The organism is Deferrisoma palaeochoriense, from assembly GCF_054656955.1.
Window position 1 is genome coordinate 37,616 of the sequence record NZ_BAAHXI010000016.1, and the last position, 23,227, is coordinate 60,842.

At 71.8% G+C, this 23,227-nt stretch carries 23 protein-coding genes and 1 tRNA gene; 18 read left to right on the plus strand and 6 right to left on the minus strand.

The window, feature by feature from the left end; all coding sequences use genetic code 11:
* Positions 1-60: 60 nt before the first annotated feature.
* The 3 genes from ACYQ8L_RS06425 to ACYQ8L_RS06435 form a co-directional block, all read right to left on the minus strand.
* Entirely contained in the window at positions 61-366 is a 306-nt protein-coding gene (locus tag ACYQ8L_RS06425) for a HigA family addiction module antitoxin (protein ID WP_459940956.1), read from the minus strand.
* A gap of 118 nt (positions 367-484) precedes the next feature.
* A complete protein-coding gene (locus tag ACYQ8L_RS06430) occupies positions 485-1,030 on the minus strand; it encodes a nicotinate-nucleotide adenylyltransferase (protein ID WP_459940957.1) in 546 nt (181 codons plus the stop codon).
* Positions 1,027-2,331, minus strand: coding sequence for a BPG-independent phosphoglycerate mutase family protein (locus ACYQ8L_RS06435; RefSeq protein WP_459940958.1), 1,305 nt, complete (start codon positions 2,329-2,331; stop codon positions 1,027-1,029). The genes ACYQ8L_RS06430 and ACYQ8L_RS06435 overlap by 4 nt, the downstream gene beginning before the upstream one ends.
* Between ACYQ8L_RS06435 and ACYQ8L_RS06440 the strand changes: the two genes are divergently transcribed.
* Entirely contained in the window at positions 2,315-3,085 is a 771-nt protein-coding gene (locus ACYQ8L_RS06440; RefSeq protein ID WP_459940959.1) for a PHP domain-containing protein, read from the plus strand. The genes ACYQ8L_RS06435 and ACYQ8L_RS06440 overlap by 17 nt on opposite strands.
* A gap of 75 nt (positions 3,086-3,160) precedes the next feature.
* On the opposite strand, the gene ACYQ8L_RS06445 is transcribed toward ACYQ8L_RS06440, so the two are convergent.
* Together ACYQ8L_RS06445 and ACYQ8L_RS06450 are read right to left on the minus strand one after the other, a co-directional pair.
* Positions 3,161-4,297 carry an MFS transporter gene (locus tag ACYQ8L_RS06445; RefSeq protein WP_459940960.1) on the minus strand — a complete coding sequence of 379 codons (1,137 nt, stop codon included), beginning with the start codon at positions 4,295-4,297 and terminating at the stop codon, positions 3,161-3,163.
* 92 nt (positions 4,298-4,389) lie between these two features.
* Positions 4,390-4,477 (minus strand) — tRNA-Leu (locus ACYQ8L_RS06450).
* Positions 4,478-4,601: 124 nt separating this feature from the next.
* Between ACYQ8L_RS06450 and rpmE the strand changes: the two genes are divergently transcribed.
* The 16 genes from rpmE (at position 4,602) to ACYQ8L_RS06530 (ending at position 20,066) form a co-directional block, all read left to right on the plus strand.
* A complete protein-coding gene (gene rpmE, locus ACYQ8L_RS06455) occupies positions 4,602-4,820 on the plus strand; it encodes a 50S ribosomal protein L31 (protein ID WP_459940961.1) in 219 nt (72 codons plus the stop codon).
* A gap of 6 nt (positions 4,821-4,826) precedes the next feature.
* Positions 4,827-5,534: an FAD-dependent thymidylate synthase gene (thyX, locus tag ACYQ8L_RS06460; RefSeq protein WP_459940962.1), complete on the plus strand. Its 708-nt coding sequence runs from the start codon at positions 4,827-4,829 to the stop codon at positions 5,532-5,534.
* Entirely contained in the window at positions 5,531-6,607 is a 1,077-nt protein-coding gene (prfA, locus tag ACYQ8L_RS06465) for a peptide chain release factor 1 (protein ID WP_459940963.1), read from the plus strand. Before thyX ends, prfA begins: the two co-directional genes overlap by 4 nt.
* Positions 6,604-7,446 carry a peptide chain release factor N(5)-glutamine methyltransferase gene (gene prmC, locus ACYQ8L_RS06470; protein WP_459940964.1) on the plus strand — a complete coding sequence of 281 codons (843 nt, stop codon included), beginning with the start codon at positions 6,604-6,606 and terminating at the stop codon, positions 7,444-7,446. The genes prfA and prmC overlap by 4 nt, the downstream gene beginning before the upstream one ends.
* 224 nt (positions 7,447-7,670) lie before the next feature.
* A complete protein-coding gene (gene murA / locus ACYQ8L_RS06475) occupies positions 7,671-8,930 on the plus strand; it encodes a UDP-N-acetylglucosamine 1-carboxyvinyltransferase (protein ID WP_459940965.1) in 1,260 nt (419 codons plus the stop codon).
* Between the two features lie 67 nt (positions 8,931-8,997).
* Positions 8,998-9,636, plus strand: a complete 639-nt coding sequence (hisG, locus tag ACYQ8L_RS06480; protein ID WP_459940966.1) for an ATP phosphoribosyltransferase — start codon at positions 8,998-9,000, stop codon at positions 9,634-9,636.
* Complete coding sequence (gene hisD, locus ACYQ8L_RS06485) at positions 9,633-10,949, plus strand: histidinol dehydrogenase (RefSeq protein ID WP_459940967.1); 1,317 nt, start codon at positions 9,633-9,635, stop codon at positions 10,947-10,949. The genes hisG and hisD overlap by 4 nt, the downstream gene beginning before the upstream one ends.
* 104 nt (positions 10,950-11,053) lie before the next feature.
* Complete coding sequence (gene hisB, locus ACYQ8L_RS06490; protein WP_459940968.1) at positions 11,054-11,641, plus strand: imidazoleglycerol-phosphate dehydratase HisB; 588 nt, start codon at positions 11,054-11,056, stop codon at positions 11,639-11,641.
* Positions 11,642-11,643: 2 nt separating this feature from the next.
* Positions 11,644-12,285 (plus strand): imidazole glycerol phosphate synthase subunit HisH, encoded by a 642-nt coding sequence (hisH, locus tag ACYQ8L_RS06495; RefSeq protein ID WP_459940969.1) that lies wholly within the window; start codon positions 11,644-11,646, stop codon positions 12,283-12,285.
* A 163-nt stretch (positions 12,286-12,448) separates the two neighbouring features.
* Positions 12,449-13,180, plus strand: coding sequence for a 1-(5-phosphoribosyl)-5-[(5-phosphoribosylamino)methylideneamino]imidazole-4-carboxamide isomerase (hisA, locus tag ACYQ8L_RS06500; protein ID WP_459940970.1), 732 nt, complete (start codon positions 12,449-12,451; stop codon positions 13,178-13,180).
* Between the two features lie 86 nt (positions 13,181-13,266).
* Complete coding sequence (gene hisF / locus ACYQ8L_RS06505) at positions 13,267-14,040, plus strand: imidazole glycerol phosphate synthase subunit HisF (RefSeq protein ID WP_459940971.1); 774 nt, start codon at positions 13,267-13,269, stop codon at positions 14,038-14,040.
* Between the two features lie 94 nt (positions 14,041-14,134).
* The gene (locus ACYQ8L_RS06510; RefSeq protein ID WP_459940972.1) at positions 14,135-14,479 is read left to right on the plus strand and encodes a phosphoribosyl-ATP diphosphatase; all 345 of its coding nucleotides are present in this window, start codon (positions 14,135-14,137) and stop codon (positions 14,477-14,479) included.
* Positions 14,476-14,772, plus strand: a complete 297-nt coding sequence (locus ACYQ8L_RS06515; protein WP_459940973.1) for a cupin domain-containing protein — start codon at positions 14,476-14,478, stop codon at positions 14,770-14,772. Before ACYQ8L_RS06510 ends, ACYQ8L_RS06515 begins: the two co-directional genes overlap by 4 nt.
* A gap of 191 nt (positions 14,773-14,963) precedes the next feature.
* Positions 14,964-16,106: a class II glutamine amidotransferase domain-containing protein gene (locus tag ACYQ8L_RS06520; protein WP_459940974.1), complete on the plus strand. Its 1,143-nt coding sequence runs from the start codon at positions 14,964-14,966 to the stop codon at positions 16,104-16,106.
* Positions 16,061-17,716, plus strand: a complete 1,656-nt coding sequence (locus ACYQ8L_RS06525) for a glutamate synthase-related protein (protein WP_459940975.1) — start codon at positions 16,061-16,063, stop codon at positions 17,714-17,716. Before ACYQ8L_RS06520 ends, ACYQ8L_RS06525 begins: the two co-directional genes overlap by 46 nt.
* Positions 17,717-17,726: 10 nt before the next feature.
* A complete protein-coding gene (locus ACYQ8L_RS06530; protein ID WP_459940976.1) occupies positions 17,727-20,066 on the plus strand; it encodes an FAD-dependent oxidoreductase in 2,340 nt (779 codons plus the stop codon).
* 250 nt (positions 20,067-20,316) lie between these two features.
* Here the strand turns inward: ACYQ8L_RS06530 and tkt are convergent, their stop codons facing one another.
* The gene (gene tkt / locus ACYQ8L_RS06535; RefSeq protein WP_459940977.1) at positions 20,317-22,338 is read right to left on the minus strand and encodes a transketolase; all 2,022 of its coding nucleotides are present in this window, start codon (positions 22,336-22,338) and stop codon (positions 20,317-20,319) included.
* Between the two features lie 166 nt (positions 22,339-22,504).
* On the opposite strand from tkt, the gene ACYQ8L_RS06540 reads away from it, so the two are divergent.
* Entirely contained in the window at positions 22,505-23,227 is a 723-nt protein-coding gene (locus ACYQ8L_RS06540; RefSeq protein WP_459940978.1) for a DUF481 domain-containing protein, read from the plus strand.

Below are 23,227 nucleotides of genomic sequence, written 5' to 3' on the forward strand. Positions count from 1 at the left end.
GTGTGCCACGAGGTTCTCTACGAGGACGAACCCGGGGACGACGCCGGGGAGTAGGCGGCTTCAGGCGGCCCGGTTCAGGGGCCGGACCTCGGCGTCGAGGCGAGATCCCAGGGCTTCCCGGGCCCGCTCCATCTCGTAATGGGACTGGAGGTTCATCCAGAACTCGGGCTCCATGCCGAAGTAGCGCCCAAGCCGAAGCGCGGTGTCGGCGGTGATGGCTCTTCGGCCGCGCACGATCTCGTTGATCCGGCGCGGCGTGACCCCGATCTCCTTGGCCAGGCGGTACTGCGTGATGCCCAGGGGCTTCAGGAACTCCTCCAGGAGGATCTCCCCCGGGTGGATTGGCGGCATATCTCTTGGCTTCATCGCTCCTCCTCTCACCGGTGGTAGTCCACGATTTCCACTGGGTGGACGCTTCCAGGGGTTTTCCCCCTTTCCGAGAGCCGCCCCGCTGGTGAGGCGCCGTCGGGCCGCTGGCGAGGGATCAACGGGTTTGCAACCGCTCCACCACCCCCAGCTCCCGCATGACCCGAACGGCGGCCGGGGGCACCCAGTGCTCCCAGGGGTCGCCGCACCGGATCGCCTCGCGCACGCGGGTGGCGGTGATCGCCTTGTCCTCCGGGCGTTTCCGCCACAGCACCTCGGTCCGGAGCCCGTGTTCCTCGAGGAGCCGGCGCTTTCGCTCCCCCCAGGCGTCGTAGATGGTGAGGAAGTAGAGGGCGTCCCGGGGCACGTACCACTCCCACCGCTCCGGGAAGTTCACCGGGAACGGCACGATGGCGAACCGCTCCGGCGGCACGCCCTCGGCCAGGAGCACGGCCTGCACGATGCGGTAGCGCTCGTAGAAGGTGAGCGGGTTCGCCTCGGGCCGGCTCCGGGCCGGATCGGCCGGGTCGTCCCGGGTGGCCCAGGGGTCCGGGTTGGTGATGCCCACCACCAGGTGGTCGCACCGGGCCCATGCGGCCCTGAGGTAGGCCAGGTGGTCGGTGTGGAACACCTGGAACCGGCCGTGCACGACGCCCGTCGTCATCCCTCCACCCTCCAGGGCTCCCGGGGGCCGGGCCAGTAGGGTTGGTCCGCCGGGGTGTCCATGAGACCCCGGAGCTTCGCCCGGTCTAGGAGGTCGAGGACCATGGGGAGGAGGTTCCGGCCCCGCACGAGCCCCAGGGCGCCGCCGGCGCAGGACACCTCGTCGAACCGGTCCACCCGGTCCCGCCGCACCCCTTGGCCGTGGATCAGGAGCGGCACGGGCTCTCCCGAGTGGATGAGGGGGCCCGTGCTCGGGGTCGAGTGATCCGAGGTCACCACGAGGAGCACCTCGGGGGCCGTGAGTTCTCCGGCGGCCTCTCCCACGGCCCGGTCGAGGGCCTCGATCGCCCGGACCTTGGCCCGGGGGTCCTTGGTGTGGGCCGCCTGGTCCGGGGCCTTGGTGTGGACGTGGACGAAGTCGTGGTCGGCCGCGAGGGCCAGCCGGATCCGCCGGAGGTAGTCGGCCCCGGGGTCGTCGGTGTCGGGGTCGGGCGTGAACGCGAGCCCCAGGTGCCGGGCCAGGCCCCGGTACACGAGGCCGGAGCCGATGGAAAGGCCCCGCAGGCCCCACCGCTCCCCGAAGGGCTGGACCCGGATCGGCCGGCCCGGGCGGTGGGTCACGACCACGTTGAACTCCGGAAGGCCCCGGGCCCGGCGCGCCCGGTTCGCCGGGTGGTCCCGGAGGGCCCGGTGGCACGCCCGGAGGAAGGCGTCGAGGGTCCGGGCCGTGCGGGCCGCGGCGTCGGGTTCCGGGGTGCGGGCCCAGGGCCGGGGGGCCAGCACGGGCTCGGCCCGGGCCAGGGGGTCGGTGTCGGTCACGTGGGGGGAGGCGCCGCCCTCGGCCCGGACGATGCCGTGGAGCCCGCCCGTGGGGTGGAACGCGAGCCGAAGGCCCTCGGCCTCCACCGCGGGAAGAGCCGAGGCCAGGGCCGCGGCCTCCTCCGGGGACGCGGCGGGCCGCTCGGGCCCCAGCCGGAGCCCGTCCCCGTCGGGGGTGGCGTGATCGAGGTGGGCCAGGAACGCCACGTCCCCGGGCCCCAGGGGGATCCCGGCCCCCAGGGCCTCCAGGGCCCCCCGGCCGGGAAACTCCTCGGGCCCGTACCCGAACAGGGCGAAGTGGGCCTCCTCGCTGGGCAGCGCCAGGCCGGGCCGGGCCGCGTGCAGCAGGCCGCAGGCCCCCCGGGCGGCCAGCCGTTCGAGGTGGGGGGTGTGGGCGGCCTCCAGCGGGGTGCGGTGCCCCAGGGCCGGGCAGGCCCGGTCCCCGAGCCCGTCCAGAAGAAGCAGGATGCAGCGCCGGGGCACGGGATCAGCCCCCCGGCCCCGCCGGATCGGCGGCGCCGATGGCGCCGGCCCGGCCCATCGGAAGATCCGCTTTGCCCGGGCCGCGCCGCCGGGCCATCCTGGGGGCATGTTCCGGTTCGACCTTCACGTGCATACCGCGTTCTCCCCCTGCAGCTCCCTCGGGGTCGAGGAGATCCTCCGGGCCGCCCGCGGCCGGGGCCTCGACGGGGTCGCGATCACCGACCACCATACCATGGCCGCCCGCCACCGGATAACCGAGGGCGTGCAGGCCGACGGGCTCGCGGTGGTGATCGGCATGGAGTACTCGACCCCGGAGGGCGACTTCCTCCTTTTCGGGCCGTTCGAGGACCTGCCGGAGGGGCTATCGGCCGGGCCGCTCCTCGCGTGGGTGCGGGAGGCCGGCGGCGCGGCGGTGGCGGCCCATCCGTTCCGGCGGGCCCGGCCCGCGGCGACCGGGTTCCTGCGGGCCGGCCGGTGCGAGCTCCTGGAGGTGGCCAACGGCCGGAACCGCCCGGCTGAAAACCGGCGGGCGGCCGAATGGGCCAGCGCCCACGGGCTTGCGGGGGTGGGGGGAAGCGACGCCCACGGCCTGGGCGAGCTCGGGCGCGCGTTTACCGCCTTCGAGGCGCCGGTGCGCTCCCGGGCCGAGCTCGTGCGGGAACTCCGGGCCGGCCGGTGCCGGGCGGTTGGGTGGGATTGCGATCGGCCCGGCGGCGGGGCGGCCCGGCCGCTGGGCAGCCACGACGCTTCCTGATCCCGGGCCCCGGACCGGGCCCCACAGCGCCGGACCGGGGCTACCCTTCGTTCCCGGGAGGAAACACCCCCGCCCTCACGCCCGCGCCGGGGTGCGGATGCCCTGGACGAAGAGGAGCGACACGGCGCTCAGGGCGGCGCCACCGAGGAACGGCACCCGGTGGTCGATCATCCACAAAAGCCCCCCCACGGCGGGGAGCACCACGGCCGCGATGTGGTTGATGGCAAACCCCACGGCCATGGTGGGGGCCACGTCCTCGGGGTCGCCGATCTTCTGGAAGTAGGTCCGGATCGCGATGGAGAAGTTGAACAGGAGGTGGTCGAGCACGTAGAGCCCCGCCGCCACCCACCGGGACCCGGTGAAGGCGTAGCCCAGGAAGATCAGGACGAGCCCCCCGTACTCCACCGAGAGCAGCCGCCGCTCCCCGAACCGCACGATCGCCTTCCCGATCAACGGGCTCGCCAGGTAGTTCAACGCGTTGTTGAGCACAAAGAGCGCGGTGATCTCCCGCACCGAAAACCCGAACACCTTCACGAGCAGAAACACGGAAAACGCGATGAAGATCTGCCGGCGGGCGCCGGCCAGGAAGGTCAGGACGTAGTAGAGCCAGTACCGCCGGCGCAGCACCATGCCCTTTCGCTGCACCGGCAGGTCGGCCCGGGTGGGGTTCCGGGTGAGCCCCCAGGCCCCGGCCAGCACGACGAGCCCGCCCACGGCCAGGTAGAGCTCCCGGTAGGCGAGGACCGGCGCGAGGGCGAAGATGGCGACGCCCACGGCCAGGTTCGAGGCGGCCGCCAGGGCCCGGAGCCGGCCGAACACCACCGGGGCGGTGTCCCGGTCGAAGTACTGGAGGGTGAGGGACTGGTTGGCGGTCTCGTAGTAGTGGAACCCGAGGCTCATCCCCAGGGTGGTCAGCAGGAGGCCGCCGTAGGTGGGGAGAAACCCGGTGGCCGCCACCCCGAGGCCCAGGACCGCGATGGACAGCGCCGCGAGTCGGTGCTCCGAGAGCACCAGGAGCACGTACACCACCAGAAAGGTGAGAAACCCCGGGATCTCCCGCACGGCCTGGATGACCCCGACGTGCACCCCCTCGAGCCCCGCCACCTCCACCGCGAAGTTGTTGAAGAGCGTCCGCCACCCCTGGAGCCCCACCATCGAGGCCACGGTGAGCACGGCGAGGAACCGGTACATGGGGTCGCGCCGATGGGGCATGGCTGGGCTCCGGGGGGGAAGGCGGGGCGCCGTAGCCGGGAGGCGAAACGGCAACGCGGGCCGCCCTCGGACGGCCCGCGTCGGGTCCCTAGTGGTGCCGGAGGGGGGACTCGAACCCCCACGGGCTTGCGGCCCACCGGATTTTGAGTCCGGCGCGTCTACCAGTTTCACCACTCCGGCCGGTGTGGGCGCCGAGTATAGGGGCGGGTTCGACAAAGTGTCAAGCGCCCTTGCCCTTTCGGGCGGCCGGATGGTATCGTCGCGGGTTTCCGAGGTCCAATCCCAACCCAGCGAGGTGTCGAACATGAAAGAAGGCATCCATCCCAAGTACGACAAGGCCGTGGTCACCTGCTCGTGCGGCGCCACGTTCGAGACCCGTTCCACCAAGCCCGAGATCCACACCGAGATCTGCTCCCAGTGCCACCCGTTCTTCACGGGCAAGGAGAAGGTGGTGGACACCGCGGGCCGGGTGGAGCGGTTCCTCCGCAAGTACGGCCTGGACAAGAAGAAGGACGAAGAGTAGGCCGAGGTGGGCGCCCGCGTCCGGCTCCTGAGCCACACCCCCGATCCGGAGAAGACCGTCGCCCTGGCCGCGCGGCTGTGCTACTCGGCCCGCGGGGTGGGGGAGCTCGCCCGGGATCTCGGCCCCGACGAGGTGGCGGCCCTGTTGGGCAAGCTCGTCTCCATGGGCCATTTCTCGGCCCTGGAGCACGCCTCGTTCACCTTCGGGGTCGAGGGGATCAGCCGGGCTTGCTCCCACCAGCTGGTGCGCCACCGGCTCGCGAGCTACTCCCAGCAGAGCCAGCGGTACGTGCGGCTCGACGAGCCCAACGTGGTGGTGCCCCCGTCGGTGGCCGCCGACCCGGAGCGGGCCGCGCGGTTTCGGGAGGCCGTGGAGGGGGTGTGGGCCCTCTACCGGGAGCTCGTGGAGGCCGGGGTGCCGGCCGAGGACGCCCGGTATCTTCTGCCCAACGCCTGCGAGACGAAGCTCGTGGTCACCATGAACGCCCGGGAGCTGCGCCACCTGTTCGCCCTGCGGCTGTGCCGCCGGGCCCAGTGGGAGATCCGGGATCTCGCCCGGGAGATGCTCCGGGCCGTCGTGCCGGTGGCCCCGCTCCTGTTCCGGGGCGCCGGCCCCGGATGCCTGCGGGGCGCGTGCCCCGAGGGGGCCTACTCCTGCGGCCAGGCCGCCGAGGTGCGCTCCGAACTCCGGCCGCTCCTGGGGGAGGCGCCGTGAGCACGGCCGGGTGGCTCGAGCGGCTCGAGGGGGTGGAGGCCCGGTACGAGGGGTTGAACCGGGAGCTCTCGGATCCCGAGGTGCTCTCGGACCCGGACCGGTACCGCAAGCTCGCCCAGGAACACGCCGAGCTCCGGGAGATCGTGGAGGCGTACCGGGAGTACCGGGAGTGCAAGGACCGGGTGGACGAGGCCCGGGCGCTGCTTGAGGATCCCGAACTTGGCGAGCTCGCGGCCGAGGAGCTCCCGGAGGCCGAGGAGGCCCTCGAGCGGGCCGAGGCCCGGCTCAAGGAGCTCCTCACCCCCAAGGACCCGCTGGACAAGAAGAACGTCATCCTCGAGATTCGGGCCGGGACGGGGGGCGAGGAGGCCGCCCTGTTCGCGGCCGAGCTCTTTCGCATGTACACCCGCTACGCCGAGGAGCGGGGCTGGAAGGTGGAGGTCCTGAGCTCGAACCCCACCGGGATCGGCGGGTTCAAGGAGGTGATCGCGCTCATCGAGGGCCGCAACGCCTACAGCCGGCTCAAGTTCGAGAGCGGGGTCCACCGGGTGCAGCGGGTGCCGGTGACCGAGTCGGGGGGCCGCATCCACACCTCGGCCGTCACGGTGGCGGTGCTGCCCGAGGCGGACGAGGTGGACGTGGACGTGAACCCCGACGACCTGCGGGTCGAGGTGTTCCGGGCGAGCGGCGCGGGCGGCCAGCATGTGAACCGGACCGAGTCGGCCGTGCGGATCACCCACCTGCCCACCGGGATCACGGTGGCCTGCCAGGACGAGAAGTCCCAGCACAAGAACCGGGCCAAGGCGATGAAGATCCTCCAGGCCCGGCTGTTCGAGAAGGCCAAGGCCGAGGCCGACCGGGAACGCAGCGAGGCGCGGCGGTCCCAGGTGGGAAGCGGCGACCGGAGCGAGCGGATCCGCACCTACAACTTCCCCCAGGGCCGGGTGACGGACCACCGGATCAACCTGACCCTGTACCGGCTCCAGGAGGTGCTGGAGGGCGACCTGGACCCGGTGATCGACGCCCTGGTGGCCCACGCCCAGGCCGAAAGCCTCGCCCAGAACGCCCAGTGACCCGCACCCCCCTGGAACTGGTTCGGCTGGCCACGGGGTACCTGGCCGAGAAGGGGGTGGCGACCCCCCGGCTCGATGCCGAGGTGCTCCTGGCCCACGTGCTGGGGGTGGAGCGGATCCGCCTCTACACCGAGTTCGACAAGCCCCTGGAGGAACCCGAGGTCGCGGCGTTCCGGGAGGCCCTGCGCCGGCGGGCCCGGCGGGAGCCCGTGGCGTACATCACGGGGGAACGGGAGTTCTGGTCGCTCCCGTTCCGGGTCGGTCCGGGGGTGTTGGTGCCGCGGCCCGAGACGGAGTTCCTGGTGGAGGCGGCGCTCGAGGGGGCGCCGCCCGAGGGCCGGATCCTGGACCTGGGGGTGGGGAGCGGGTGCGTCCTCCTGGCGTTTTTGACCGAACGGCCCGGCTGGACCGGGGTGGGGACCGATGTCTCGGACGCGGCGCTCGCCCTGGCCCGGGAAAACGCCGAGGCCCTCGGGGTGGCCGACCGGGCGGAGTTGCGGCGCGGCGATCTGTTCGCCCCCGTGGCCGGGGAGCGGTTCGACCGGATCGTGTCGAACCCGCCCTACGTGCCCCGGGACGAGATCGAGGGCCTGGAGCCCGAGGTGAGCCGGTACGAGCCCCGGGGGGCCCTGGACGGGGGCCCCGACGGGCTCGACGTGATCCGGCGGATCGCGGCGGAGGCGCCCCGGTTCCTGGCGCCGGAGGGCCGGCTCCTCCTGGAGTTCGGCAAGGGCCAGGACGCCGCGGTGCGGGACCTTCTGGCCGAGGCGGGGTTTTCCCGGGTGGAGATCCGCCGGGACCTGGCGGGCATCCCCCGGGTGGCGGTGGCGGGGCGGTGACGGGCCCCCCCTCACCCCGGCCCTCTCCCCCCGACGGGGGGAGAGGGAGACAGAAGGCGCCCCGCTCCCTATCGGCGTGCAACAGTCCCCCCTCCCCCGGCGGGAGGGGGACAGGGGGAGGGGGAAGGGGCGAGGCGGCCCCCGTCGTGAGTTCCCCCCCGTCGCAGGGCCCCGAGGATGCCCCGGGGGCTACCTGGCTTCCTGATTGGTGAATCGATAGCTCCATGGACGCGATCGAGATCGAGGGCGGGGCCCGGCTGGCGGGGGAGGTGACCGTCAGCCCGGCCAAGAACGCGGTGCTCCCGCTCATGGCGGCGGCGCTCCTGGCCGAGGGGCCGTGCCGGCTCCGCCGGGTGCCTCGGCTGAGCGACGTGCGCACCCTGGCCCGGCTGCTGGAGCACCTGGGCGCCTCGGTGGCGTTCGAGGCCGATGGGATGCGGATCGACGCCTCCGGGGTCGGGGTGCTCGAGGCGCCCTACGAGCTCGTGAAGACCATGCGGGCGTCGGTGCTGGTGCTGGGGCCCCTGGTGGCCCGGTTCGGCCGGGCCCGGGTGAGCCTGCCGGGGGGGTGCGCCATCGGCGCCCGGCCCATCGACATGCACCTCAGGGGGCTCGAGGCCATGGGGGCGCGGATCCGGCTCGAGCACGGGTACGTGGAGGTGGAGGCCCCGCGGCTCGAGGGGGCCCGGATCGTGCTCGACCTGCCCACCGTGACCGGCACCGAGAATCTCATGATGGCCGCGGCCCTGGCCCGGGGCCGCACCGTGATCGAGAACGCCGCCCGGGAGCCCGAGGTGGAGGACCTGGCCCGGTGCCTCACGGCCATGGGGGCCCGGGTCCGGGGCGCCGGGTCGGCCGTGGTGGAGATCGAGGGCGTGGACCGCCTCGGCCCCTACGACCACGACCCCATCCCCGACCGGATCGAGGCGGGCACCTTCCTGGTGGCCGGGGCCCTGTGCGGGGGCGAGGTGTTCGTGAGGGGGGCGGTGCCCGAGCACCTGGACGCCCTCGTCCAGAAGGTGCGCCAGGCCGGGTACCGGGTGGAACCGGAGAGCGGCGGGATCCGGGTGCGGGGCAACGGCCGTTCCCGGAGCGTGGACGTGCGCACCGGGCCGTACCCCGGGTTCCCCACCGACATGCAGGCCCAGTTCATGGCCCTCATGGCCGTGGGCCGGGGCCTCAGCGTGATCACCGAGACCGTGTTCGAGAACCGGTTCATGCACGTGCCCGAACTGAACCGCATGGGCGCCGACATCCGGGTGGAGGGGGGAAGCGCGGTGGTCCGGGGGGTGGAGCGGCTTTCGGGGGCCCGGGTGATGGCCACCGATCTCCGGGCCAGCGCCGCCCTGGTGCTCGCGGGGCTCGTGGCCGAGGGCACCACGGTGGTGTCCCGGGTGTACCACCTGGACCGGGGGTACGAGCGGATCGAGGAAAAGCTGGCCGCCCTGGGGGCCCGGGTCCGGCGGATCCAGGAGAACCTGTGATCCCCGTTTGGGACCGCCGATCGTGACCGGGCCGCCCGGCCGGAAGCCGAAACGGAGAGCGCAACAAGTGGGTGAACACGAGCCGATCACCTTCGCCCTGCCCAAGGGGCGGATTCTCGAGGATTCCGCGGCGTTCCTGGAGTCCTGCGGCATCCCCGCCTCGGTGGCCCAGTCGGACTCGCGGCTCCTGCGGTTCGACGCGCCCCCCTACCGGTTCCTGGTGGTCCGGGGCCAGGACGTGCCCACCTACGTGGAGCACGGCGCGGCCGACCTGGGGATCGTGGGCCGGGACGTGCTCCTGGAGCAGGAGCCCCAGGTGTACGAGCCCCTGGATCTGGGGTTCGGGTACTGCCGGCTCGCCGTGGCGGCGCCGGCCGACCGGGTGCCCGACCCGGGCCGGTCCCACCTGCGGGTGGCGACCAAGTACCCCCGGCTCGCCGAGGCCCACTTCCGGGCCAAGGGCGTGCAGGCCGAGGTGATCAAGCTCTACGGCTCCATCGAGCTCGCCCCCTTGGTGGGCCTTTCGGAGGTGATCGTGGACCTGGTGAGCACCGGCGAGACCCTGCGGCGAAACGGGCTCGTGGAGCTCGAGACGATCCTCGAGTCCACCTGCCGGCTCATCGTGAACCGGGCGTCCATGAAGACCCGGACCCGGGAGATCTCGGAGCTCATCCGGCGGTTTCGGGAGCGGAGGGAGGCGGCATGAAACCGGTGGCGCGCTGGGGAACCCCCGAGGCCGAGGCACTCCTCGCCCGCCTGGCCGAGCGGGGGGCCGAGGCCGGGGTGGCCGAGGTGGAGCAGTCCGTGCGGGAGATCCTGGAGGCCGTGGCCCGGGAGGGGGACGAGGCCCTGTGCCGGTACACGGCCCGGTTCGACGGGCTCGATCTCTCCCCCGCGGATCTCCGGATCCCCGAGGCCGAGCTCGAGGCGGCGTGGGAGGGGCTCCCGGCCGAGGACCGGGCCGCCCTGGAACTCGCCGAGGCCCGGATCCGGGCGTTCCACGAGCGCCAGAAGCCCCAGTCGTGGTTTGCCGACGAGGACGGGGTGGTGCTGGGCCAGCGGGTGACCCCCCTCGACGCCGTGGGGATCTACGTGCCCGGGGGGACGGCCGCGTACCCCTCGAGCGTGTTCATGAACGCCGTGCCCGCCCGGGTGGCGGGGGTGGGGCGGATCGTCATGGTGACCCCGACCCCCGGGGGCCGGGCGAACCCGTACGTGCTGGGGGCGGCCTGGCTCGCCGGCGTGCGGGAGGTGTACCGGATCGGCGGGGCCCAGGCCGTGGCCGCGCTCGCCTACGGCACCCCCACCGTGCCCCGGGTGGACAAGATCGTGGGCCCGGGCAACATCTACGTGGCCACGGCCAAGCGGATGGTGTTCGGCCGGGTGGGCATCGACATGGTGGCCGGCCCCAGCGAGATCCTGGTGGTGAGCGACGGCTCGGGCGAGCCCGCCTGGATCGCGGCCGACCTCCTGAGCCAGGCCGAGCACGACCCCTGGGCGACGGCCGCGCTGGTCTCGACGGACGAGGCTTTCGCCCGGGCCGTGGCGGCCGAGGTGGAGGCCCAGTTGGCCCAACTGCCCCGGGGCGAGATCGCCAGGAAAAGCTGGGAGGACCGCGGGGCCGTGCTCGTGGTACCCTCCCTGGAGGTGGCGGCCGAGGTGGCGAACCGGGTCGCGCCCGAGCACCTGGAGCTCGCGGTGGAGCGGCCCTGGGACCTCCTGGGGAAGATCCGCCACGCGGGGGCCGTGTTCCTGGGCCACCACACGCCGGAGAGCCTCGGCGACTACCTGGCCGGCCCCAACCACGTGCTGCCCACGGCCGGGACGGCGCGGTTCTACTCGCCCCTGGGCGTGGAGGACTTTCTCAAGCGCTCCAGCGTGCTCTCGTTTTCCCGGGAGGCCCTGGGCCGGCTGGCCGAGCCGGTGATGCGGATCGCCCGGCTCGAGGGCCTGGAGGCCCACGCCCGGGCGGTGGAGAAGAGGGTGGGACGGGGGGACGGTAGGACGGGGGGACGGTAGGACGTTCGGACGCTAGGACGTGAGGACGTGAGGACGGCACGACGTCCTACGACCCGCGACAGACCATCGATTCCCCCTTTGCGGCTGTGCCGAGGGAGCACCCCATGTCCAGACGGGCCGAGATCGAGCGGACGACGGCGGAGACCCGGGTGAAACTGGCGCTGGACCTGGACGGCGCCGGCGCCCACCGGATCCAGACCGGGGTGGGGTTCCTGGACCACATGCTCACCCACGTGGCCGTCCACGGGCTCGTGGACCTGGAGGTGGAGGCCCGGGGGGATCTCCACGTGGACGCCCACCACACCGTGGAGGACGTGGGGATCTGCCTCGGCCAGGCCCTGGCGAAGGCCCTGGGCGACCGCCGGGGGCTCGAGCGGTTCGGGGAGGCCGTGGTGCCCATGGACGAGGCCCTGGCCCAGGTGGCCCTGGACCTCTCGGGCCGGGCCCACCTGAGCTACGACGATGGCATCCCCCCGGGCAAGGTGGGGGACCTGGACACCGAGCTCTTCCGGGAGTTCTTCGAGGCCCTGGTGCGAAACGCCGGCGTCACGCTCCACGTCCGGGTGCTCGCCGGCCGGAACAACCACCACCGGATCGAGGCCGTGTTCAAGGCCTTCGGCCGGGCCCTCCGCCGGGCGGCCTCGCCGGACCCGAGGCGGGCCGGGGTGCCTTCGACCAAGGGGAGCCTGTGACCGTGGAGGTGGCGGTCCTGGATTACGACTCCGGGAACCTCCGGAGCGTGGAAAAGGCCCTGGAGCATGTGGGGGCCCCGGCGGTGGTGACCCGCGACCCGGCCCGGGTGCGGGACGCCGCGGCCCTGGTGCTGCCCGGCCAGGGGGAGTTCGGGGACTGCCTGCGAAAGCTCGAGGCCTTCGGGCTCGCCCAGGTGGTGCGCGACCGGATCCTCGCGGGCACCCCGTTCCTGGGGATCTGCGTGGGGTACCAGCTGCTGTTCGACGAGAGCGACGAAAACGGCCCCGTGCCGGGCCTCGGCATCCTGCGGGGCCGGGTGGTGCGGTTCCCCCACCCCGAGCCCGGGGCGGCCGAGCGGCGCAAGGTGCCCCACATGGGCTGGAACCGGCTGCGCAAGGTCCGGGAACACCCGGTGCTCTCGGGGGTGCCCGACGGGGCGTATGTCTATTTCGTCCACTCCTACTACCCGGTGCCCGAGGACCCGGGGGTGGTGGTGGGCACCACGGAGTACGGGGTGGAGTTCGCCGCGGCGGTGGCCCGGGACAACCTGTTCGCCTGCCAGTTCCACCCCGAGAAGAGCCAGCGGGTGGGCCTGGCCCTGCTCCGGGGGTTCTGGGAGACCGTTCGGACGCTGGGACGTTAGGACGCTGGGACGGCTACCCCCTCCCCCTGTCCCCCTCCTACCGGGGGAGGGGAACCGTTTCGCGCCGGCAAGGAGCCGGGGGCCGTGTGACTCCCTCTCCCCCGTTGGGGGAGAGGGCCGGGGTGAGGGGGCTCTCCCACCGTTTCCCGAAGGGAAAACAAGAATGCTCGTGATTCCCGCGATCGATCTCAAGGGCGGCCGGTGCGTCAGGCTGCGCCAGGGCCGGATGGACGAGGCCACGGTGTACGGCGACGACCCGGCCGCCGTGGCCCGGCGGTGGGCCGAGGCCGGGGCCCGCCGGATCCACGTGGTGGACCTGGACGGCGCGTTTTCGGGCCGGCCCGAGAACCGGGAGGCCGTTCGAGCCATCCGGCGGGCCGTGGACGTGGAGGTGGAGCTCGGGGGCGGCATCCGCGACGAGGCCACGGCCGAGGCCTGGTTCGCCGAAGGGGTGGACTACGTGATCCTGGGCACCGCGGCCGTGGAAAACCCCGACCTCGTGGGCCGGCTGTCGGAGGCCCGTCCCGGCCGGGTGCTCGTGGGCATCGACGCCCGGGGCGGCCGGGTGGCCGTGCGGGGGTGGGCCGACGTGACCGATGTGGCGGCCGAGGACCTGGCCCGGGACCTGGCCGGCCGGGGTGCGGCCGGGTTCATCTTCACCGACATCGAGCGCGACGGCATGCAGACCGGGGTGAATCTGGAGGCCACGGCCGCCTTCGCCCGGGCCGCCGGACGGCCCGTGATCGCCTCGGGCGGGGTTTCGACCCTCGCCGACATCGAGCGCCTCCTCCCCCTGGAGGGGGACGGCGTGGTCGGCGTGATCACGGGCCGGGCCCTCTACGAGGGGACCCTCGATCTCGCCGAGGCCCTCGCCCTGGCCGAGGGCGCCCGGTGAGCCCGCGGCGCGGGGCGTCGGAAAAGGGGTTCCGAGCCTCCCAGCATCCCGGCCTCCTGGCCTTCTAGCCTTCCAGCCGAGAACCCATGCTCGCAAAACGCATCATCCCCTGCCTCGACGTGAATGCCGGCCGCGTGGTCAAGGGCACGAACTTCGTGAACCTCCGGGACGCCGGGGACCCCGTGGAGGTGGCCGAGCTCTACGACGCCCAGGGCGCCGACGAGCTGACCTTCCTCGACATCACCGCCTCGAGCGACGAGCGCGACATCATCATCGACGTGGTGCGGGCCACGGCCGAGCGGGTGTTCATGCCGGTGACCGTGGGCGGCGGGGTGCGCACGGTGGACGACGTGCGCCGGCTGCTCCTCGCCGGGGCCGACAAGGTGTCGATCAACACCGCGGCCGTGCAGCGGCCGGAGCTGGTGGCCGAGGCGAGCCGCCGGTTCGGGTCCCAGTGCATCGTGGTGGCCATCGACGCGAAGCGCCGGGGCGAGGGCCCCGGGGAGGGGTGGGAGGTCTACACCCACGGGGGCCGCAAGCCCACCGGCCTCGACGCGGTGGAGTGGGCCCGGCGGGTCGAGGCCCTGGGGGCCGGGGAGATCCTGCTCACCAGCATGGACGCCGACGGCACGAAGGACGGGTTCGACCTGGCGCTGACCCGGGCCGTGGCCGACGCGGTGGAGATCCCGGTGATCGCCTCGGGGGGGGCGGGAAACGCCCACCACATGTACGAGGCCGTGACTGTGGGCGGCGCCGACGCGGCGCTCGCGGCGAGCATCTTCCACTTCCGGGAGCTCACGGTCGAAGAGGTCAAGCGTTACCTGGCCGACCGGGGCGTGCCGGTGCGGCTCGAGGGGTAGGGGTTTTCTACCACGGAGGGCACGGAGGACACGGAGAACTTCGTGCCCGGGAGCCCTTCCAGCTTTCCAGCCGTTCCACCAGGGAGTTGCCGCCGTGACCAGCCAAGCGCCGACCGCCGACATCCTGCGCCGGGTCTACGAGGTGATCCTCGACCGCAAGGCGAACCCCAGGCCCGACTCCTATGTGTGCCGGCTCCTGGAGAAGGGGGAGGACAAGATCCTCCAGAAGGTGGGGGAGGAGGCCGTGGAGGTCCTCCTGGCCGCCAAGGCGGCCGACGACGACGCGCTCGTGTATGAACTGGCGGACCTCGCGTTCCATTGCCTCGTGCTCCTCGGCCACCGGGGCATCGACCCGGCCCGGGTGGGCGCCGAGCTGGAGCGCCGGTTCGGGACCTCGGGGTTGGCCGAGAAGGCCGCGAGAGGGAGGACGCAGTCATGAAGATCCTGTCGGTGGCGCAGTGCGCGGTGGGGCGCAAGAACCCGGTGGCCTCCGGGCCCCACAGCCGGGTCACGGTGTGGCGGCTCGAACCGGGCGACGAGATCCACCCTCACGTGCACAAGGGGGACCACGTCTGGGTCATCACGGCCGGGGAGGGGGCGTTCCTGACCCCCGAGGGTGCCCACGCGGTCGAGGCGGGCACGGTGGTGTTCGTGCCCGAGGGCGAGGCCCACGGGATGCGGGCCGGCCGCGAGCCCCTGGTGTTTGTGTCGGTGAGCGCCGGAGGGGAGTAGGGCGGGGAGCCGCGGGGACCCTGGGACCGAGAGGACGCCTCCTTTGGGGGGCGGTTTTTGCGTCCGCGAATGCCCAAGAATTAGGCACAAAGAAGCTTGCTTTCGCTCGTTCGCTGGCGTACAACCGTGCCGAGCCTTCGGGGCCGTGTGCGTAAAGAATGGGCAGCCCGCCAGGGCAAGGAGAAACGTTCATGTGTCGGTTAGCCGCGATCATCTCGGACGAGTACTTCTCCCCCATGGAGAACATCCTCGCCCTTGAAACTATGAAGGAGGGCCACGACGGCTCCGGCCTGGGCCTCATCCTCCGGGATCTGGGGGGCGAGTTCGAGGAGCTCAAGGAGTACCCGGTCCTGTCGGCCATCACGACGGACAAGGGGTTCTACGACCTCGACCAGTTCATGGTCTCGAAGGGGTTTCGCACGAAGCACATGTGGGAGCCGGCCCTCCACCCGAACCCCGGGCCCACCGTGGAGCGCCACGACCGCTACATCGTGAAGGCCTTCGAGTACCCGGACCATATGCGGGACAAGCCCTTTGAGGAGAAGGCCGAGTTCCTGCTGAAGACCCGCCTGGAGATCCGGGCCATGGGGGAGCGGGACGGCGGCTCGATCACCGTGTTCAGCTTCTGGCCCGACGTGGTGACCCTCAAGGAGGTGGGCGACCCCCTGGAGGTCGGCGAGTTCTTCGGGCTCGACAAGAAGCCCATCCCGGCGAAGATCGTGTTCGCGCAAGGCCGCCAGAACACGAACTACGCCATCAACCTCTACGCCTGCCACCCGTTCTTCATCCAGGGCGTGTTCACCATGACGAACGGGGAGAACACAGCGTTCGTCCCGATCCGGGAGTACCTCATGAGCCGGGGCGAGCCCGGGTACGTGGGCTACAACTCCGACAGCGAGGTGTTTGCCCACATCCTCCATTACGTGCGGTGCCGGCTCGGCTACCCCCTGCCCTACTACAAGGACGTGATCACGCCCCTGAAGGACGAGGAGATGGGCGGGCGGCCCGACGCCGAGGCCCTGCGGCTCATGAAGCGCAGCCTCCGGATGCTCACGATCGACGGGCCCAACTGCGTGATCGGCTGCGACCGGGACGGCACGGTGTTCATGGTGCAGGACGCCAAGAAGCTCCGGCCCGGCGTGGTGGGCGGGGTGAAGGGCCGGGTGGGGCTCATGTCGGAGGTCTGCGGCCTCACCTCGGCCGTGCCCAACCGGGACGTCGAGAAGGACGTGTTCCCGATGAAGTACGACTTCGTTGCGGTGCGCCCCGGCGCCAAGGAGATCGAGGTATGGAATCAGCTGGACGGCTCGACCACAACCATCAGCTTAGCCTGAGCGACCTGCCCTACGTCATTCACTGGAACGACGCCCAGTGCACCCGCTGCGGCCGATGCACCGCGGTGTGCCCCGTGCGGGCCATCGAGCCGGGCGTGTTCGAGAAGCGACTCGTGGAGTCCACGGGGCCGATCCCCCTTCCCACCACCGTGCGCAAGGTGGTCTCCGGGGTCCGGCAGGTCACCGACATCCGCCGCCGGTGCATCGGGTGCGCCACGTGCCGGCTCGTGTGCCCCAACGACGCGATCCGGCCCGAGTTCAACCCGGCCAACAAGTTCAACTGGCACATCAACCAGGGGGGCGAGCCCTACAAGCGGGGCGGCCGGCGAAACGACCCCGGCGTGTCCACCCTGGACCAGCTCAAGTTCACCCGGATCTCCATGCTCACCGACCCGGCCCTCGACGCCGGCCGCCACGAGTTCCGGGTGCGCACCTACCTGGGCCGCAACCTGCCCCCCGAGCAGCTCCCCCTGCGGGTGGAGGGGGACTCGTTGGTGCGCGACGGCACCCCGTTCATCCCCCCGGTGCGGGAGATCTTCCCGATCCGGATCGGGGGGATGTCGGTGGGGGCCCTGTCGCCCCACATGTGGGAGGGGCTCGCCATGGGCGTGGCCTACCTCAACGAGGTCGAGAAGATCCCGGTGGTCATGTGCACCGGGGAAGGGGGCATGCCGCCCCGGCTCCTTAAGAGCCCGTTCCTCAAATACTTCATCCTCCAGATCGCCTCCGGGTACTTCGGCTGGGACGAGATCATCCACGCCGTGCCCGAGATGCAGTGCGACCCGGCCGCCATCGAGATCAAGTACGGCCAGGGCGCCAAGCCCGGGGACGGGGGGCTTTTGATGGCCGCCAAGGTGCTCAAGCACATCGCCCGCATCCGGGGCGTGCCCGAGTTCGTGGACCTGGCCTCCCCGCCGACCCACCAGACCAAGTACTCCATCGAGGAGGCGGTCGCGAAGATGATCACCTCCATGTCGATGCTGTTCGGGTTCCGGGTGCCGGTGTACCCCAAGATCTCGGGCACGAAGACGGCGCTGGCGGTCCTGAACAACCTGGCCCGGAACCCGTTCGCCGCCGCGCTCACGATCGACGGCGAGGACGGGGGCACGGGGGCCGCCTACAACGTGAGCCTCGACAAGATGGGCCACCCCATCGCCTCGAACCTGCGGGAGTGCTACCTGAACCTCGTGAAGATCGGGAAGCAGAACGAGCTGCCGCTCTTCGCGGCGGGCGGGGTGGGCAAGAGCGGGAACCTGGCGGCCAACGCCGCCGCCCTCATCATGCTGGGCGCGTCGGGCGCCGACTGCGGCAAGTACATCATGCAGGCGGCCGGGGGGTGCCTGGGCGACGAGCGAAACCGGTGCAACATCTGCAACACCGGCAAATGCCCCCGGGGCATCACCACCCAGGACCCGAAGCTCTACCGCCGGCTTGACCCCGACAAGGTGGCCGAGCGGGTGGTGGACGTGTTCGTGGCCGCGGACAAGGAACTCAAGAAGATCTTCGCACCCATGGGCCGGTCCACGGAGCTGCCGATCGGCATGTCCGACGGGCTGAGCGTGGCCGACCGGGCCATCGCCGACCGGCTCCAGATCGCGTACGCGTGCTAGGGGACGAACCATGCCGTCTTCCGTGGAAGTCAAAGGTCGTGTGAACGGGAAGCGGGTTCCGTCGAAGGAACTCGACGAGCGCATCCAGGAACTCGTCCGGCGCGGGAAGCGCCGGCTCAAGGTGGTGGCCGACGGCCAGCACGGGATCGGCGGCCGCATCTGGCCCACCGGCGAGACCGTGAAGATCAAGGTCGTGGGCGCGCCGGGGCAGCGGCTCGGGGCCATGGGCATGTTCGGCACCGAGATCGTGGTGGAGGGCTCCTGCTCCGACGACGTGGGCTGGATCAACTGCGGGGCCAAGATTACGGTGCTGGGCGACGTGGCCAACGGCGCCCACAACGCCGGGGCCCAGGGCGTGCTCTACGTCCAGGGCGGGGGCGGGGCCCGGTGCGACACCTTGACCAAGTACAACCCCCGGTTCGACCCGATCCAGTCCTGGTACTTCCGGGACGTGGGCGACTCCTTTGCCGAGTTCAAGGCGGGGGGCATCGCCGTGGTGTGCGGGGTGAACCCCCGCAACCCCGACAACGTGCTGGGCTACCGGCCCTGCGTCGGCATGGTGGGCGGCACCATCTACTTCCGGGGGCCCACCGAGGGGGTGAGCGAGGACGACGTGCGCGTCGCCGAGCTCACCGACGCCGACTGGGCCTGGCTCAAAAAGCACATGAAGCCGTTCCTCAAGGCGATCGACCGCATGGGGTTCTACGAGGCCCTGACCCGGAGCCCCGAGGAGTGGCGGAAGATCGTGGCCCTCACCCCCGACGAGCGGGCCGAGCGGGCCCGGTCGAAGCGCCGGAGCATGGCCGAGTTCCGGCGGAACGTGTGGTTCAAGGGGGTGGGCGAGGGCGGCATCTTCGCCGACTACATCACCGACGAGCGCACGATCATCCCGTTCACGGTGACCGGGGAACTCCGGCGCCAGCGCCCCGTGTGGGAGAACGACAAATACGCCCCGCCCTGCGCGGGGTACTGCCCCACGGGCATCCCGACCCACGAGCGCACCCGGCTCCTGCGCGAGGGGCACGAGACCGACGCCCTCGATCTCGTGCTCAAGTACTCGCCGTTTCCGGGCACGGTGTGCGGGTACGTGTGCCCCAACCTGTGCATGGACCACTGCTCGCGCCAGGCGTACCTCTCCGACCCGGTGGACGTGAGCTTCCTCGGGCGGCTGAGTCTGGAGCGGCCGGCCCCCCGGATCGAGACCAAGCGCTCCGAGCGGATCGCCGTGATCGGCGGCGGGCCCGCCGGCATGAGCGCGGCCTGGCAGCTCCGGCTCCGGGGGTACCAGGTGAGCCTCTACGAGCGCGAGCCCGAACTCGGCGGCAAGATCTACTACTGCATCCCCGAGGACCGGCTGCCCCGGGAGATCCTGGCCAAGGAGATCGAGCGGTTCCGGGCGACCGGGATCGAGGTCCACACCGGGGTCGAGGTGGACGCGGCGAAATACAAGGAGATCTACGACGCCCACGACGTGGTGCTGCTGGCCACCGGATGCCACTCGCCCCGGGTGATCCCGTTCCCGGGCTACGAGCACGTGGTGCCGGGCATCGTGTTCCTCAAGGAGATCAACGCCCGCAACCCCCGGGACCTCACCGGCAAGGACGTGGTGGTGATCGGCGCGGGGAACGTGGGCATGGACATCTGCGTGGAGGCCTTCAACTGCGGGGCCCGCACGGTCACCGCGGTGGACATCCAGAAACCCGCCTCCTTCGGCAAAGAGCAGAAGATGGCCAAGGCCCGGGGCGCCGAGATCCTCTACCCCAAGTTCACCGAGCGCTACGACCCCGAGGAAAAGCGGATCTACTTCAAGGACGGCACGTCCCTTCCGGCCGACGTGGTGTTCATCTCCATCGGCGAGACCCCGGAGCTCGACTACCTGCCCGAGACGATCGACCGGGAGCGGGGGTTCGTGCGGGTGGACCCGGTGGGCCGCACCACCGACCCCAAGGTGTTTGCCGTGGGCGACGTGACCCGGCCCGGGCTCATCACCAACGCCATCGGCTCCGGCCTGCGGGCGGCCCGGTACGTGCACTCCCTGATTGCGAAGACCGAGTACGAGGACGACCGCAAGGAGGTCATCCCCTACGAGCGGATCAAGTTCCAGTGGTACGACCGGGCCCGGCAGAACGACCTTTCGCGCACCTGCGAGGGCGAGGCCGGAAAATGCATGTCGTGCGCGAGCTGCCGCGACTGCCATCTCTGCGAGACCACCTGCTACTGGGGCGCGATCTCCCGCCGGGAGACCGAGGGCGGCGGGTACGAGTACGTGGTGGACGACGACAAATGCATCGGCTGCGGCTTCTGCGCCGGGGTGTGCCCCTGCGGGATCTGGACGATGTACGAGTATTGACGGCTGGGAGGCTGGAAGGCCGGGAGGCTGGAAGGCTGGAAAGCTGGGAAGCTGGAAGGCTGAAAGGCTTGGGAACCCAAGACGGCCCGGGCCGCCCGAGGGGCGCCCGGGCCGTCTTGTTTGCCGTCTGTGCCCCTCTCCCCGTCCCCCTCCCACGAGGGGAGGGGGGATCCTTTCGTGCCGATAAGGAACCGGGCGCCGTCTGTCTCCCTCTCCCCCACGGGGGGAGAGGGCCGGGGTGAGGGGGTGCTCAGCCGGCTCGGCCGAGCACCTCCCGGCAGGCGCGGAGCACGTTCTCCACCGTGAACCCGAACTTCTCGGCGAGCACCTGGGCCGGGGCGCTCGCCCCGAACCGGTCGATGCCCACCACGGCCCCGGCGGGGCCCACGTACCGCTCCCACCCGAAGGCGCTCGCCGCCTCCACCGCGACCCGGGCGGTGACCCCGGGCGGCAGCACCTCGGCCCGGTAGGCCGGGTCCTGGGCCTCGAAGAGCTCCCAGGACGGCAGGCTCACGACCCGGGTGGGAACCCCCTCGGCCTCAAGCCGTTCGGCCGCCCCGAGGGCCAGATGGACCTCCGAGCCCGTGGCGATGAGGAGGAGCCGGATGCCCTGGGGCCCGGCCGAGGCCTCCCGCAGCACGTAGCCGCCCCGCCGGAGCCCCTCGGCCCCGGCCAGCGCCGTGCGGTCGAGCACGGGCACGTTCTGCCGGGTCAACACCAGCGCCGTGGGGCCCTCGGTGCGCTCCAGGGCCACCCGCCAGGCCTCGGCGGTCTCGTTGGCGTCGGCCGGCCGCAGGACCACGAGGTTCGGCATGGCCCGCAGGCTCGCCAGGTGTTCCACGGGCTGGTGGGTGGGCCCGTCCTCGCCCACGAAGATGCTGTCGTGGGTGAACACGTGGACCACCGGGAGCCCCATGAGGGCCGCGAGCCGGAGCCCCGGCCGCAGGTAGTCGGAGAACACGAAGAACGTGGACCCGAACGGCCGGAACCCCCCGTGGTTCGCCATGCCGTTCAGGACCGCCGCCATGGCGAACTCCCGGATCCCGAACCGCAGGTTCCGCCCGTCCGGGGTTCCGCGGGAGAAGTCCTTTTCCCCCGCGAGCAGGGTCTTGGTGCTCGGGCCCAGGTCGGCCGACCCGCCCATGAGCTCCGGGATCCGGGCCGCCAGGGCGTTGAGCACCTTGCCCCCGGCCGACCGGGTGGCCACGCCCTTGGGATCGGCCGGAAACGCGGGCAGGGCCTCCTCCCACCCCTCGGGCAGCCGGCCTTCCCACCGGCGCTCGAGCTCGGCCGCGAGCCCCGGGAACTCCCGCCGGTACGCCTCGAACCGCTCCCCCCAGGCCCGGCGGGCCTCCCGGCCCCGGGCCGCGGCCGCGGCAAAGGGCTTCCGGGCCTCTTCGGGGACGTGGAACGCTGGCTCCAGGGGCCAGCCCAGGTTCTCCTTGGTGCGCCGGACCTCCTCGGGCCCAAGGGGGGCGCCGTGGGCGTCGGCCGAGTCCTGCTTGCCCGGGCTCCCGAACCCGATGTGGGTGCGCACCCGGATGAGCGAGGGGCGTTCCGTTTCGGCCCGGGCCTCGGCCAGGGCAGCCTCCAGGCGGGCGAGGTCGTTTCCGTCCTCCACCGAGAGGGTGTGCCAGCCGTAGGCCCGGAACCGGGCCTCCACGTCCTCGGAGAACGCGAGATCCGTGCCCCCCTCGATGGTGATCCGGTTGTCGTCGTAGAGGACCACGAGCTTCCCGAGCCCCAGGTGCCCGGCGAGGCTCGCGGCCTCGGAGGCCACCCCCTCCATGAGGTCGCCGTCCCCGGCGATCACGTAGGTGTGGTGGTCCACCACCTCGAACCCGGGTCGGTTGTACCGGGCGGCGAGGTGGCGCTCGGCGATCGCCATGCCCACGGCCGCGGCGAACCCCTGGCCCAGGGGGCCCGTGGTGGTCTCGACCCCGGGGGTGTGGCCGAACTCGGGGTGGCCCGGGGTCTTGGAGCCCCACTGCCGGAAGCTCTTGAGGTCGTCGAGGGTGAGCGGGTACCCGGCCAGGTGGAGGAGCCCGTAGAGGAGCATGGAGCCGTGGCCGGCCGAGAGCACGAACCGGTCCCTGTCGGGCCAGTCCGGTGCGCCGGGGTCGAAGCGCAGAAACCGCGTCCAGAGCGCGTAGGCCATGGGCGCCGCGCCCATGGGCATGCCGGGGTGGCCCGAGTTGGCCCTTTCCACGGCGTCCACGGCGAGGAACCGGAGGGTGTTCACGGCGAGGGAGTCGAGTCGGGGGTCGGTCATGGGTTCGGTTCTCCAGGGCGTGGTCTCCCCCCGGAAAGGGCGGGCATTGTGCCCCAAGGAGGGGGGCGTGTCCAGGAAAGTTTTTTGCGGGGCGCTCGCTTGACGGGGCGGGGCCCCGGGTTATGTTTTCGCGCCGTTCACCCTAACCAAACGAAAGGAGAAAGAGATGAACCGAACCCTTCTCACCTGGATCCTGGCGGGGGTCCTCGTGCCGGGAGTCGCCTTGGCCGGGGCCGGCTGGAAGAGCCGGGCCGAGCTCTCCTACACCCGCACCGGCGGGAACTCGGACACCGAGGCCCTGGCGGGCAAGCTCGAAACCGGGCTCGACGCGGGCGCGAACCGGTACGCCGCCAAGGCCTCGGGGCTCTACGGCGAGACCGAGGGGGACCAGACCGCGAGCCGGTGGACGGCCGAGGGCCGCTACGAGCGGCTGGTGACCGAGCGCCTCTTCGGGTTCCTTTCGGTGGGCTACCTGAAGGACACCTTCGCCGGGTACGACACCCGGCTCGAGGTGGGCCCCGGGGTGGGCTACGACGTCCTCAAACTCCCGGATCACGACCTCAAGGTGATGCTCGGGGTGCTGTGGAACTATGACAACTTCGCGAACGGCGCGGAAGACTCCGACACCTACCTGTCGGGCAAGGCGGCGGCCGACTACGAGTGGCGGATCTCGGAGGGGCTGACCTTCAAGCAGTACCTCGACTACGCGGTGTCGTTCGACGACACCGACGTCTACTTCATCAACTCGGAGTCCAGCCTCGCGGTGCAGATGGCCGAGAATCTGGCCCTCGGGGTGAGCTACATCGTGAACTACCAAAACGAGCCCCCCGCCCCCGGCGCCGACCACGTGGACACGAAGTTCATGACCTCGCTGGTCGTGGACTTCTAG

What these genes read in the sequence shown, in the direction of transcription:
- hisA (WP_459940970.1), top strand. Translation starts at nt 12,449, where the DNA reads ATGCTCGTGATTCCCGCGATCGATCTCAAGGGCGGCCGGTGCGTCAGG.
- ACYQ8L_RS06530 (WP_459940976.1), top strand. Translation starts at nt 17,727, where the DNA reads ATGCCGTCTTCCGTGGAAGTCAAAGGTCGTGTGAACGGGAAGCGGGTT.
- ACYQ8L_RS06515 (WP_459940973.1), top strand. Translation starts at nt 14,476, where the DNA reads ATGAAGATCCTGTCGGTGGCGCAGTGCGCGGTGGGGCGCAAGAACCCG.
- hisD (WP_459940967.1), top strand. Translation starts at nt 9,633, where the DNA reads ATGAAACCGGTGGCGCGCTGGGGAACCCCCGAGGCCGAGGCACTCCTC.
- ACYQ8L_RS06445 (WP_459940960.1), bottom strand. Translation starts at nt 4,297, where the DNA reads ATGCCCCATCGGCGCGACCCCATGTACCGGTTCCTCGCCGTGCTCACC.
- ACYQ8L_RS06525 (WP_459940975.1), top strand. Translation starts at nt 16,061, where the DNA reads ATGGAATCAGCTGGACGGCTCGACCACAACCATCAGCTTAGCCTGAGC.
- ACYQ8L_RS06520 (WP_459940974.1), top strand. Translation starts at nt 14,964, where the DNA reads ATGTGTCGGTTAGCCGCGATCATCTCGGACGAGTACTTCTCCCCCATG.
- ACYQ8L_RS06425 (WP_459940956.1), bottom strand. Translation starts at nt 366, where the DNA reads ATGAAGCCAAGAGATATGCCGCCAATCCACCCGGGGGAGATCCTCCTG.
- rpmE (WP_459940961.1), top strand. Translation starts at nt 4,602, where the DNA reads ATGAAAGAAGGCATCCATCCCAAGTACGACAAGGCCGTGGTCACCTGC.
- hisF (WP_459940971.1), top strand. Translation starts at nt 13,267, where the DNA reads ATGCTCGCAAAACGCATCATCCCCTGCCTCGACGTGAATGCCGGCCGC.
- hisB (WP_459940968.1), top strand. Translation starts at nt 11,054, where the DNA reads ATGTCCAGACGGGCCGAGATCGAGCGGACGACGGCGGAGACCCGGGTG.
- tkt (WP_459940977.1), bottom strand. Translation starts at nt 22,338, where the DNA reads ATGACCGACCCCCGACTCGACTCCCTCGCCGTGAACACCCTCCGGTTC.
- ACYQ8L_RS06430 (WP_459940957.1), bottom strand. Translation starts at nt 1,030, where the DNA reads ATGACGACGGGCGTCGTGCACGGCCGGTTCCAGGTGTTCCACACCGAC.
- ACYQ8L_RS06540 (WP_459940978.1), top strand. Translation starts at nt 22,505, where the DNA reads ATGAACCGAACCCTTCTCACCTGGATCCTGGCGGGGGTCCTCGTGCCG.
- murA (WP_459940965.1), top strand. Translation starts at nt 7,671, where the DNA reads ATGGACGCGATCGAGATCGAGGGCGGGGCCCGGCTGGCGGGGGAGGTG.
- ACYQ8L_RS06440 (WP_459940959.1), top strand. Translation starts at nt 2,315, where the DNA reads ATGCAGCGCCGGGGCACGGGATCAGCCCCCCGGCCCCGCCGGATCGGC.